This is a genomic window from Micromonospora arida (assembly GCF_003857035.1).
In the GTDB taxonomy this organism is placed as follows: domain Bacteria; phylum Actinomycetota; class Actinomycetes; order Mycobacteriales; family Micromonosporaceae; genus Micromonospora; species Micromonospora arida.
On sequence record NZ_QGSY01000139.1, the window covers coordinates 35,182 to 47,046 of the forward strand.

The 11,865-nt window shown below is 72.6% G+C and carries 11 protein-coding genes; 7 read left to right on the forward strand and 4 right to left on the reverse strand.

Going from position 1 to position 11,865, the window contains the following annotated elements; translation table 11 throughout:
• The first annotated feature begins 16 nt into the window (after positions 1-16).
• Both DLJ58_RS09030 and DLJ58_RS09035 read left to right on the forward strand, forming a co-directional pair.
• Positions 17-535 carry an acyl-CoA thioesterase gene (locus tag DLJ58_RS09030; RefSeq protein WP_091394150.1) on the forward strand — a complete coding sequence of 173 codons (519 nt, stop codon included), beginning with the start codon at positions 17-19 and terminating at the stop codon, positions 533-535.
• Positions 536-678: 143 nt separating this feature from the next.
• Positions 679-2,688, forward strand: a complete 2,010-nt coding sequence (locus DLJ58_RS09035) for an acetoacetate--CoA ligase (protein ID WP_124854747.1) — start codon at positions 679-681, stop codon at positions 2,686-2,688.
• Between the two features lie 155 nt (positions 2,689-2,843).
• On the opposite strand, the gene DLJ58_RS09040 is transcribed toward DLJ58_RS09035, so the two are convergent.
• Positions 2,844-3,533: a TIGR03089 family protein gene (locus DLJ58_RS09040; protein ID WP_124854749.1), complete on the reverse strand. Its 690-nt coding sequence runs from the start codon at positions 3,531-3,533 to the stop codon at positions 2,844-2,846.
• A gap of 153 nt (positions 3,534-3,686) precedes the next feature.
• Between DLJ58_RS09040 and DLJ58_RS09045 the strand changes: the two genes are divergently transcribed.
• Both DLJ58_RS09045 and DLJ58_RS09050 read left to right on the forward strand, forming a co-directional pair.
• Complete coding sequence (locus DLJ58_RS09045; protein WP_124854751.1) at positions 3,687-4,832, forward strand: glycosyltransferase family 4 protein; 1,146 nt, start codon at positions 3,687-3,689, stop codon at positions 4,830-4,832.
• A 63-nt stretch (positions 4,833-4,895) separates the two neighbouring features.
• On the forward strand, positions 4,896-5,987 hold the full coding sequence (locus DLJ58_RS09050; RefSeq protein ID WP_124854753.1) for a mannose-1-phosphate guanylyltransferase: 1,092 nt from the start codon (positions 4,896-4,898) through the stop codon (positions 5,985-5,987).
• On the opposite strand, the gene DLJ58_RS09055 is transcribed toward DLJ58_RS09050, so the two are convergent.
• On the reverse strand, positions 5,956-6,573 hold the full coding sequence (locus DLJ58_RS09055) for an NUDIX hydrolase (RefSeq protein ID WP_208740952.1): 618 nt from the start codon (positions 6,571-6,573) through the stop codon (positions 5,956-5,958). The genes DLJ58_RS09050 and DLJ58_RS09055 overlap by 32 nt on opposite strands.
• Positions 6,574-6,612: 39 nt before the next feature.
• Between DLJ58_RS09055 and DLJ58_RS09060 the strand changes: the two genes are divergently transcribed.
• On the forward strand, positions 6,613-7,659 hold the full coding sequence (locus DLJ58_RS09060) for a hypothetical protein (protein ID WP_124854755.1): 1,047 nt from the start codon (positions 6,613-6,615) through the stop codon (positions 7,657-7,659).
• 278 nt (positions 7,660-7,937) lie between these two features.
• Positions 7,938-8,930, forward strand: coding sequence for an ArsR/SmtB family transcription factor (locus DLJ58_RS09065; protein ID WP_124854757.1), 993 nt, complete (start codon positions 7,938-7,940; stop codon positions 8,928-8,930).
• 49 nt (positions 8,931-8,979) lie between these two features.
• Here the strand turns inward: DLJ58_RS09065 and DLJ58_RS09070 are convergent, their stop codons facing one another.
• Positions 8,980-10,065, reverse strand: a complete 1,086-nt coding sequence (locus DLJ58_RS09070; RefSeq protein WP_124854759.1) for a coenzyme F420-0:L-glutamate ligase — start codon at positions 10,063-10,065, stop codon at positions 8,980-8,982.
• Positions 10,062-11,009, reverse strand: coding sequence for a 2-phospho-L-lactate transferase (gene cofD, locus DLJ58_RS09075; RefSeq protein WP_124854761.1), 948 nt, complete (start codon positions 11,007-11,009; stop codon positions 10,062-10,064). Before cofD ends, DLJ58_RS09070 begins: the two co-directional genes overlap by 4 nt.
• A 98-nt stretch (positions 11,010-11,107) precedes the next feature.
• Between cofD and DLJ58_RS09080 the strand changes: the two genes are divergently transcribed.
• The coding region (locus DLJ58_RS09080; RefSeq protein ID WP_124854763.1) for a hypothetical protein at positions 11,108-11,865 on the forward strand (758 nt) is incomplete at its 3' end.

Sequence of the window (11,865 nt, forward strand, 5' to 3'; positions counted from 1 at the left end):
CCGTACCGTTTTCGACATGACTGAGCACCTCTCCGCCGCTCCAACCGGCAAGCCGACGTCGTACTCGCGCGTCACTCTCAGCAAGATCATGACCGCGGTGGACGTCAACCTCTACGGCACCGTGCACGGCGGGGTTCTGATGAAGTTCGTCGACGACGTGGCCGGGGCGGCTGCCGCCCGACACAGCGGGGGGACCGCGGTGACCGCGGCGATCGACGAGATCGTCTTCTCTGAGGCGGTCCGGGTCGGCGATCTGGTGCACGCGCACGCCCAGGTGAACTGGACCGGCCAGACCTCCATGGAGGTGGGCGTGCGGGTGGTCGCCGAACGGTGGGACTCGGCCGAGGACGCGCCGGTCCGGGTGGCCACCGCGTACCTGGTGTTCGTCGGCGTGGACGTGGGTGGGGCGCCGCGGGCGGTCCGCCCGGTGCTGCCGGAGACGGCGGAGGACGAGCGCCGGTACAAGGAGGCGGAGATCCGCCGTGCGCACCGGCTGGCCCGCCGCCGCGCCATCCAGGCCCACCGCGCCGGCTGACCCACATGAGGTGGCAGGTTGGAGTGTGGGACGGGCACGCGTCGGTTGGCCTACCCGGTGCGCAGAATGGCGCTTCGAGGTAGGGCAAGATGGCGCCACGGCCCAGTCACAGTGTCGTGTCGGGCCAGGGGGAGGGTGGAGCAGTGGGTGACATGCTGTGGACGCCGCCGGCGGACGTACGTGAGCGGTCCCGGATCGGTGCCTACCTGCGCTGGCTGCGGGAGCACCGCGGGTTGGACTTCGCCGACTACGACGCGCTGTGGCGCTGGTCCACCACCGATCTGGACGGGTTCTGGCGCTCGATCTGGGACCACTTCGAGGTGATCGCGCACACCCCGCCGACCGCCACCCTGGCCGAGCGGGGGATGCCCGGCGCCCGTTGGTTCCCCGACGCCACGCTCAACTACGCGGAGAACGTGCTGCGGATGCCGGGGCGGGCCGACGACGACCCGGTGGTGATCTCCCACGGGCAGACCCGAGCGCCGGTCACGTTGACCGCCGGTGAGCTGCGCGAGCAGGTCCGCCGGGTGTCGGCCGGGCTGCGCCGGCTGGGCGTCACCGCCGGTGACCGGGTGGCGGCGTACGCCCCGAACATCACCGAGACGTACGTCCTGCTGCTGGCCACCGCCAGCCTGGGCGCGATCTTCTCGTCCTGCGCGCCGGAGTTCGGCACCCGCAGCGTCACCGACCGTTGGCAGCAGATCGAACCGACCGTCCTGGTCGCCGTGGACGGCTACCGGTACGGCGACAAGCCGGTGGACCGGCGTGCCGAGGTCGCCGCGATCCGAGCCGCCCTGCCGTCGCTGCGGCACACCGTCAGCATCGGCTACCTCGACCCGACGGGCCCCGCGCCCGAGGGCGCGCTGGGCTGGGCCGAGCTGGCCACACCCACCGACGAGCCGTTGACGTTCACGCCGGTGCCGTTCGACCACCCGCTCTACGTGCTGTACTCCTCGGGCACCACCGGGCTGCCGAAGCCGATCGTGCACGGCCACGGCGGCATCCTGCTGGAGCACTTGAAGATGCTCGCCCTGCACCACGATCTGGGCCCGGCCGACCGGTTCTTCTGGTTCACCACCACCGGCTGGATGATGTGGAACTTCCTGGTCTCCGGCCCGGCGGTGGGGGCGGCCATCGTGCTCTTCGACGGCAACCCGGGGGTCCGGGCGGAGCCGGGTCGGCCGGCCGAGCCCGACCTCGGCGGCCTGTGGCGGCTGGCGGCGGAGACCGGCACCACGTACTTCGGCACCTCCGCGCCGTACCTGCTGGCCTGCCGAAAGGCCGGGTTGGTCCCCCGGGAGGTCGCCGACCTGTCGGCGCTGCGCGGCGTGGGTTCCACCGGTGCGCCGCTGCCCGCCGAGGGCTTCCGCTGGGTGTACGAGACCGTCGGCGACCACGTCCAGCTCCAGTCGCTCTCCGGTGGCACCGACGTGTGCACCGGTTTCGTCGGCGGGGTGCCGCTGCTGCCGGTGTACGCCGGTGAGATCGCCTGCCGCGCGTTGGGCGCCAAGGTGGAGGCCCGTTCCGCCGACGGCACGCCGGTCATCGGCGAGCTCGGCGAGCTGGTGATCACCGAACCGATGCCGAGCATGCCGGTGGGCTTCTGGAACGACCCGGACGGCACCCGTTACGCGGAGGCGTACTTCGACGTCTACCCGGGCGTGTGGCGGCACGGCGACTGGATCACCATCAACGAGCGGGGTGGTTGCGTGATCACCGGCCGCTCCGACGCCACCCTCAACCGCGGTGGGGTGCGCCTCGGCACCGCCGAGTTCTACTCGGTCGTGGAAGGGCTCGACGAGGTGCTCGACTCGGTCGTCGTGCACCTGGAGGACGACGAGGGCGGTGCCGGTGAGCTGCTGCTCTTCGTGGTGCTGGCCGAGGGTCTGGAGCTGGACGACCCGATGCGCGCGAAGATCTGCCGTGAACTGCGCACGGCGCTCTCACCCCGACACGTGCCCGACGAGATCCACCAGGTGCGTTCGGTGCCCCGCACCCTCTCGGCGAAGAAGCTGGAGGTGCCGGTCAAGAAGATCCTCACCGGCACCCCGGTCGACCAGGCCGCGGCGAAGGGCGCCCTGGTCAACCCCGAGTCCCTGACCGCCTTCGCCGCCCTGGCCCAAAGCCGAGCCACCGACAGCACCCCCGCCTGAGATCTCCCGCGCTGGGCTCAGCCGGTCCCGTCCCCGCCCTGTTCCGCGTCCGCGTCCGTCGCGGGACCGCGGACCTGACCCTGGGATGGATTCGGCCTACTCAACCCACTCGCGGGCCTCACATGTCGGCCGTCCCGCAGGGCACGGCGACCGGACTACCGGACGGGGTGCGTGACTCTCTCGGTGGTCAGCCTGTCGGCCAGCCGGGCGGGGTCCTGATTGGCGCAGAGGACCACGGTGGCGGCCCGGGTCAGCGGGGCCAGGAGCCAGTCGACCGGGTCGGGGTGCCGGGCGGCGTCGATGAGGACCCGAGCCCCGGGAAGGATGCCCAACTCGGTGGCGCGGGCCTCGGCGCGACCCAGCAGGTGCGCGTCCGTGGGGCCCGGACCCGATTGCGGCGTGAAGTGGTCACCGTGTCCGCGTACTTCGACGACGTAGTCGGCGAACCCGGGCGGCACCTGCCGAAGCGGGGCGGCGAGCGGGGCCAGCCCGAGGGCGTACCGCTCGTCGGCGGACCAGGACTGCGCCTCGTCGAACTGGTCGGCGGCAGCGAAGAGCACCCCCACGTCGCCCGGCGTGTCGACGACGCTCAGCTTGGCCGACCAGCAGGCCAGCAGCACCGCCGCGGTCTGCCAGTGTGGCGGCAGCAGCACGCCGGCCGGGGTGCCCGGCGCGAGGCCGACCTCGTCGACGAGGAGGTTGGCGGTCTTCGCCACCCAGTTCGCCAAGGTGACGCCGGAGAGTTCGGTGCGGTCGCCGGTGGCGTCGTCGTACCAGGTGAGCAGCGGTCGGGTCGGGTCGGTCGCGATCGCGTCGGCGAACACCCGGGCAATGTTGTCGGCCATCGGCGCGAACGATACGCCCCCGCGGGCCGTACTCGATGACGATGACAAGTCGGCGTACCGTCGGGTCGCAGTCAGCGTCGGCCCCGCGCCCCGGCGTAGGCTTTACCCCCGGAGTGTTGTTCCCCACAGCCCGCCAGTACAAGGAGTCGCCCCGTGACCGCCGGTCGCCCGCCCCGCGTGCTCATCGACGCCACGAGTGTCCCCGCCGACCGTGGTGGTGTCGGTCGATACGTCGACGGTCTGCTCGGTGCCCTCGGCAAGGTGTGCGGGTCGGGGGTGGAGCTGGCAGTGGTCAGTCTCCGCACCGATCTGGAGCGTTACACCCGCATGCTGCCCGGCGCGGAGATCATCCCTGCCCCGGCCGCCGTGGCGCACCGCCCGGCCCGGCTCGCCTGGGAGCAGACCGGCCTGCCGCTGCTCGCTCAGCAGGTGGGCGCAGAGGTGCTGCACTCGCCCTTCTACACCTGCCCGCTGCGCGCCGGGTGTCCGGTCACGGTCACCGTGCACGACGCGACGTTCTTCACCGAGCCGGAGCATTACGACAAGTCGCGCCGCACGTTCTTCCGCAGCGCCATCAAGACCTCGTTGCGCCGCGCCGCCCGGGTGATCGTGCCCAGCAAGGCCACCCGGGACGAGCTGATCCGTCTGCTCGACGCCGACCCGACGCGGATCGACGTGGCCTATCACGGCGTCGACCAGGCTGCCTTCCACGCTCCCACTGAGGAGGAGAAGGCCCGGGTACGTGCGCGTCTGGGGCTGGGCAACAGCAGCTACGTCGCCTTCCTCGGTGCCAAGGAGCCTCGCAAGAACGTGCCCAACCTGATCCGTGGGTGGGCGCGGGCGGTGGCTGACCGGGTCGACCCGCCGGCGCTGGTGATCGCCGGCGGGCAGGGGCACGACGAAGACATCGACCGGGCGGTGGCCGAGGTGCCGTCGCACCTGCGTCTGCTGCGCCCCGGCTACCTGCGCTACGGCGACCTGCCGGGTTTCCTCGGCGGTGCCCTGGTCGCCGCGTACCCGTCCTACGGCGAGGGGTTCGGTCTGCCGATCCTGGAGGCGATGGCGTGCGCCGCCCCGGTGCTGACCACGCCCCGGCTCTCGCTGCCCGAGGTGGGCGGCGACGCGGTCGCGTACACCTCGGAAGACCCGGAGCAGATCGGCACCGACCTGGCCGCCCTGCTCGACGACGAGCAGCGGCGGTTGTCGCTGGCGAAGGCGGGGTTCGACCGGGCCAAGGAGTTCACCTGGGAGTCCAGCGCCGAGGTGCACATCGCGGCGTGGAGTCGCGCCCGTTCCTGATCCTCCGCGCCGCTGCGGGTGACCCGTGCCACTTTGGGCAGGTACGTCGGGCATGATGTGCGGATGCTCTATGCGGTCATTCCGGCAGGTGGCAGTGGCACGAGGTTGTGGCCGTTGTCCCGCGCCGGCCATCCCAAGTTCCTGCACCCGCTGACCGGCACCAGCGCCTCGCTGCTCCAGGCGACCGTGGAACGGCTCGCGCCGCTGACCACACCGGATCGGACCCTTGTGGTCACCGGTGCCGCGCACGTCGCGGCGGTGGCACGGCAGCTGACCGTGCTACCGGAGGAGAACATCCTGGTCGAGCCCTCCCCCCGGGATTCCTGCGCGGCGATCGCGTTGGCCGCCGCGGTGATCGCGGCGCGTGACCCGAACGCGGTGATGGGCAGCTTCGCGGCCGACCACCTGATCCGCGACACGGACAGCTGGGTCTGCACGGTCCAGGAAGCGGTCCGCGGGGCCGAGCAGGGCCTGCTGATGACCGTCGGGATCACTCCGACCCGTGCGGAGACCGGCTACGGCTACCTGGAGACCGGCGACCCGACCGAGGGTGTGCCGTGGCGGCCGGTGGCCGAGTTCAAGGAGAAGCCGGCCGCCGAGGTCGCCGAGGCGTACGTCCGTTCGGGCCGGCACCTGTGGAACGCGAGCATGTTCGTGTGGCGGGTGGACGTCTTTCTCGCCGAGCTGGCTCGCCAGCAGCCGGCGCTGCACGCCGGCGTCGCCGCGATCGCCGCCGCCTGGGGCACCCCGGAGCAGGACGACGTCCTGGGCGCGATCTGGCCGACCCTGCCGAAGATCTCCGTCGACTACGCGGTGATGGAGGGTGCGGCCACGGCGGGTCGGGTCGCGACGGTGCCGGGCGACTTCGGCTGGAACGACGTCGGTGACTTCCACACCCTGGGCGACGTGCTGCCGACCGACGACGCCGGCAACGTGGTGCTCGGCACGGAGGCCAAGCCGGGCGTGCTGCTGCGGGACAGCAGCAACCTCGTGGTCGTGCCGCAGTCGGGTCGGTTGGTGGCCGTCCTCGGCCTGCGCGACCTGATCGTGGTGGACACCCCGGACGCGGTGCTGGTCTGCCCGCGCGACCGGGCGCAAGACGTCAAGACGCTGGTCGACGAGCTCAAGGAGCGAGGCGAAGAGGGCTACGTCTGAGGGCGGCGAGGGCCGGTGCGACCAGTTGGACGGTCCCGCCGGCCAGCGGCTCGGGCAGCTGGTCCGGTGGGAACCAGCCCAGCTCCTCGGCCTCGTCGCTGACCTGCTCCACCGCCGAGGGCGGGGCGATCACCGCGAACCGGACGTCGTGGTGCGCCGAGCCGCCCTGACACTGCACCTGGTGCACGTCCACGTCGATCGGCACCGGGTCGATGCGCAGGCCGGCGATCCCGGACTCCTCGGTGGCCTCCCGCAACGCGGCGGCGACCAGGGTCTGGTCGGTCGGCTCGCAGTGCCCGCCGAGCTGCACCCAACGCCCGAACTTGACGTGCAGGCAGAGCAGCACCCGGGAGCCGGTGGAGTCCAGCACCAACGCGCTGGCGGTGACGTGCCCCGGGCGGTGCTGTCGGCTCATCGCGACCGGGCCGGCGGCGAGCAGCGCGAGGGTCCGGTCCCGCGCGCTGGCCGCGTCCGGGCTGGTGGGCTGCCAGCCCTCCAGCAACGCGGTGGCGTCGGCGTGCAGCGCCCTGTACGTCTCGGGGTCGGTCGTCTGGGCGGTCGGGCCGGTAATCACGGTGTCGGGCACCCCGCCACTGTACGAGCGTGTGCTCCGTACGCTGGCTCGGTGACCCTGCGACTCGTCGAATTCGTGGTGGCCGGTAACGAGGCCAGCGATCTGCTGCCGGTGCGGTCGGCGGCGCTGCTGCGCGCGTACGGTGCCCGGCGGGGCTTCTGGACCGTGCTGGACGAGGGGCCGGTGGAGCGCTGCCTCGCGCTGCTGCTGGAGCGCGACGACGGGGAGTGGACGGCCCTGCACGTGCTGGCGGACGCCGGTGTGGAGAACGGGCGGACCGAGGACGGCGAGGCGCTCGCCCACCACGACGGCTGGGTGTACGTCTTCGGCTCCCACTTCGGCTCGAAGGCTGGCCCGCTGCGACCTCGACGCGCCTTCGTGGCCCGGTTCCGCGAGGACGATGCGGCGGTCGGGCCGGTGCCGGTGCACGTGGTGCGCAACTCGTTTCGACTGCACCGGGCGGTGAACGATGCTCTCGCCGCAGCGCCGTTGACCCTCCTGCCGGCGGGGGAGCAGGTGCGGGAGCGGTTCATCGTGGAGACGCTGGCCCGGGGGACCGTCCGGGAGAAGAGCTGGGTGAGCCGGTTGGCCCCGGGCGACCTGCCGTTGAACGTGGAGGCGGCGGCGTTCACCCCGGCCGGGACGGTGCTGCTCGGGCTGCGTTTCCCGGTCACCGATGCCGGTGAGCCGATCCTGGTCGAGGTGGCCGGGGTGCCGGGCATGTTCACCGCCGAACGGGCGTGGCCGCGGGCGCTGGGCGCGTACGTGTTGACCGCTGTCACTCCGCCGGGGCAGCTGACCGGCTTCCGCGCGATCACCCCGACGGTGGACGGCGGGTACGCGGCCGTGATCGGGTCGATCGACGCGTTGGGCAAGGGGTCGGTCCTGCTCGACGACCATCCGGGTGGGGGTGCGGTCACCTCCCGGCACGTCCGCTTCCGGCTCACCGGCGGCGAGGCGGGCGACGGGCGGCGGATCGTCGGGGAGCAGGTGGCGGACCTGGCCCCGTTCCACCACGTCGAGGGGGTGGCGGAGCTGGACGGACGGTCGTTCTACGTCACGGACGAGGACCATCGGGTCGCGCTCTGGGTCGGCTGAGCCGGCGCGGGGGCGGGATGACCGGACGGCACCTCCGCGGAGCAAGGGCCGCAGACCCTCGTGGTGCCGTCCGATCACCGGGGCCTCCCCGGTCCCGGTGCCCCGGCAGCACAGGCGTCAAGGACGCGCGGCGCCGTGTTCGGGCATGGGAAGCATGCCCAACCGGCACCGGAAGCGTCGAGGTTTTTCATTCCAGGCTTAAAGATGGAGATTACTGCCGGCCAGGTAGAGTCGAACGGTCAACCGGCATCCCCCTGCCGGCGACACGGGAGCGCTCCATGCTGAAGATCCACTTTTCTGGGGAGGACATCCTCCGGACCCGGGTGGCACCGGCGGCGGACCCGGTCTGGGAGCTGGTCCTCAGCCTGCACGTGCTGCGCGGTCGCACCCGCGACCCGCTGACGGCCAACTGGCGGCGCAGTGTGGCCCGAGATCTGCGCCAGGACTCCGGCTCCGAGCAGCTCCGGCTGCTCTTCGCGTTGAACCCGCCGCGTGGCTACTTCCCCGACTTCCTCACCCCGTACGCCAGTGTCGAGGGCTTCGAGGCCGGGATGGACGCGCTCCGCAGTACCCCCGTCGAGTTGCTGCAACGGGACCTGAGCGTCCTGGCCGCCGAGAATCAGCTGCCATCCTCCGCGGCCGCGCTCGGTCGGGGTGAGGTGTCGGCGCTGCACCACCTGGCCGAATCGATGGAGCAGTACCGGTTGCTGGCGATCAGCCCGTACTGGAGCCGGATCCAGGCCGCGGTCGCGGCGGACCGCGCACGACGAGCGCGGGCGCTGCTCGACGGCGGCGTCGAGGGCCTGCTCACCAGCCTCCGGCCGGCACTGCGCTGGGAGAGCGGGGTGCTGGAGGTCCGCAGTTACCCGCACAGCCGGGAGCTGCACCTGGACGGCCGTGGGCTGCTGCTGGTGCCGTCGTTCTTCTGCGCGGCCACCCCGGTCGCACTGCTCGACCCGGCGCTGCCACCGGTGCTGGTCTACCCGGTGGACCGGCTGGGCGCGCTGGTCTCCGCCGACGCCAGCGCCGCGTCCGGTGCTGCCCGCGAATCACTCTCCGCGCTGCTGGGCCGCACCAGGGCGGCGGTGTTGCAGGCCAGCGACGAGGGCTGCACCACCGGGGAAGTCGCCCGCCAGCTCAACATCTCACCGGCGGCGGCGAGCCAGCACGCCACGGTGCTGCGCAACGCTGGCCTGCTGGTCAGCCACCGCGAACGCAACAGCGTGCTGCACACGTTGACCCCGCTGGGCCGGGCCATGCTGGACACGTGACCCGGCCGTTCGCACAGGCCGAGGACGGCGCTACACGCTGAGGACGGCGCTACAGGGCGAGCGCGGCGCTCGCCGGGCTGCCGGGCGGTGGCGGCAACAGGGTCGACCCGACGCCCTGGGCGGCCAGGGCGACGCGCAGCCGGTGCAGGTCGGCGCCGAAGCGGACCAGACCGAGCGGCTCGACGGGCGTCGGGGCCGAGCCGAGCAGCAGGTCGGCGCCGTCCGGCCACCCGGGCATCTCGGCGACCAGACCGGCGCGTACCTCGGCCTCGTCGACCAGGGTGAAGACCGTGCCAGGGGCGACCACCCCGGCGACCGCGTCGATCGCCCGTCGCACCGCGGTCAGGTCGGCCGGTGTCGGGCCGGGACCGTCGGCCAGGGTGGCGGCGTCGGAGAGCCCGGCGGCGCGGGCCTCGGCGGTACCGAGCGAGAACAGGTCCTGCGCCGCGTCGCGGATCAGCGCCCGCGCGCCACCGGCGTCGTCCGGGGTGGTGGCCGGCAGGTAGCCCCGCACCACCGCGACGGGGACCTGATCGCACTTGCCCTTGATCAGCTCGCCGGCACCCGCCAGCTCGTCCACCACGGCCATCTGGGTCAACTGCAACTCGTTGCCGTACGGGTCGACCTCGCCCCGGTGGTCGCGGATGGCCGGCATCCCGGCCACCCCGAGCGCCACGTCGGTGAGCCCGTTGCGCCAGGGCCGGCCCATCGTGTCGCTGATGATCACGGCCAGGTCCAGGTCGTAGCGCTCCCGCAGCGCGTCCCGCAGAGCCCGCGCCGAGGCGTCCGGGTCGACCGGCAGCAGCACCAGCCGGGTCTTGTCCACGTTCGACGCGTCGATCCCGGCCGAGGCCATGACGAAGCCGTGGTGGGTCTGCACGATCCGGGTCGCTCCCCGGCTGGCGACCACCCGGGCGGTCTCACCGGCCAGGACCTCGTCCCGGGCGGCCAGCCGTTCCGGCCCGTCCGCCGGCACGTCGACGAGCCGCCCCTCCGCCTTGGAAACGATCTTGCTGGTAACCACCAGCACGTCGCCGTTGCGCAGCCACGGCGCGGCGGTCGCGATCACCGCGGCCAGGTCGTCACCCTCGGTCACGTGGCCGATGCCGAGCACCGGCAGAATCTCCAGTCTCACGTCAACTCCACCGCGGCGCGGACCATGGCCGCCGTCGCCGCCTCGTCGGTCATCCGCAGCGGCACCGCGCGGACCGTCACCTCGGGCACCACCGTGCCCGCGTCCTCCTCGGCCACCAGCCAACCGTCGAGCAGGCCACCGCTCGCCCGGCCGCCGTAGAGCCGACCCACCCCCGCCGCGCTGCACTCCACACCGAGCACGGCCAGGCAACGGTCGGCCATCCCCCGCACCGGCGCGCCGCCGATGATCGGGGAGACACCCACCACCGGCGCCGGGCTGTCCGCCACCGCCGCACGCAGCCCGGGTACGGCCAGCACCGGCGCGACGCTCACCACCGGGTTGCTCGGCGCGATCAGCACCAGGTCGGCCGAGGCGATCGCGTCCAGCACCCCGGGGGCCGGCTTCGCCGTCTCCGCGCCGACGAACACGAAACGGTGCGTGAGGATGTCGGCCCGGTACCGCACCCACCACTCCTGGAAGTGGATCGCGCGCTGACCCTGGTCGTCCTCCACCACGGCATGGGTCTCCAGGCGGTCGTCCGTCGCCGGCAACAGGCGTACGCCCGGCTCCCAGCGACTGGCCAGCGCCTCGGTGACCGCGCTCAACGGGTAACCGCCGTTGAGCATGGTGCTGCGGACCAGGTGGGTGGCGATGTCCTTGTCGCCGAGGCCGAACCAGGTCGGCTCCGCCCCGTACGAGGCCAACTCCTGTTTGACCGTCCAACTCTCGCCGACCCGACCCCAGCCCCGTTCCGGGTCGGCGCCCCCGCCGAGCGTGTACATGACGCTGTCCAGATCGGGGCAGATCTTCAACCCGTGTAACCACAGGTCGTCGCCGACGTTGACCACGGCGGTCACCTCCGCGCCGACGTCACGGGCGTACGCCCGGACCCCGAGCAGGAACCGAGCGCCGCCGATGCCGCCGGCCAGAACCACGATGCGCATGTCGACCATCCTCGCGCACGTGACGCCTCCGATCGGTGGGTGGCCCGGGAGACTAGGCTCACGTGCGCCCTGTCCGTTCATGCCCTGAGGGGGAGCTCGTGACCAGCCCCGCTGAGCCTGCGTCCGCTGACGCTTCGCAGGCCCGCCAGCTGACCAAGCCGCTACGGGAGCTCGCCGCGCTCGCGCTGCTTGGTGCCAACGCCGTGTTCCTCTTCGTGGGCCTGCTCCGGCTCATCGCGCCGAACGACTACAGCTCCTTCACCGACCGGGCGGGCAGCGCCTTCTACGCGTTCGTCGGGCTGGAGGCGGTGGGCCTCCCGCTGCTGGCGGTGCTGCTGGCCACGCACATCTCGCCGGTGCTGGCGAAGGCGAAGCTGATCACGCAGGCAGCTGTCGTCGAGTACGCGGTCAGCGCCCTGTTCGGCACGCTGACCATGTTGATCTGGACGGTGGGCCGGCTGGCCGAGGCCGAGGTGCTCGACGCGCTGCTCGGTGTGCTCACCCGGTTCGCCTGGATGGTGATCTTCGCGATCGCCGCCTGGGTGGTCTACACCATCTGGCGCGCCCACTACTACGTGCCGCGCCCCAAGCCCCAGCCGGGCGTCTACGGCCAGCCGCAAGCGGGCTGGCCGCAGCAGCAGGGCGGTTGGCCGGCCTCGGGTCAGCCCGGCGGCCAGCCCGGCGGCCAGCCGCAGGGTGGCTGGCCCGCCCCCGGCCAGCCCGGCGGATACCCGCAGGCCGGTCAGCCGGGTGGTTACCCGCAGGCCGGTCAGCCGGGTGGTTACCCGCAGGCCGGTCAGCCGGGTGGTTACCCGCAGGCCGGCCAGTACGGCCAGCAGTCGCCGCCGTTCCAGGC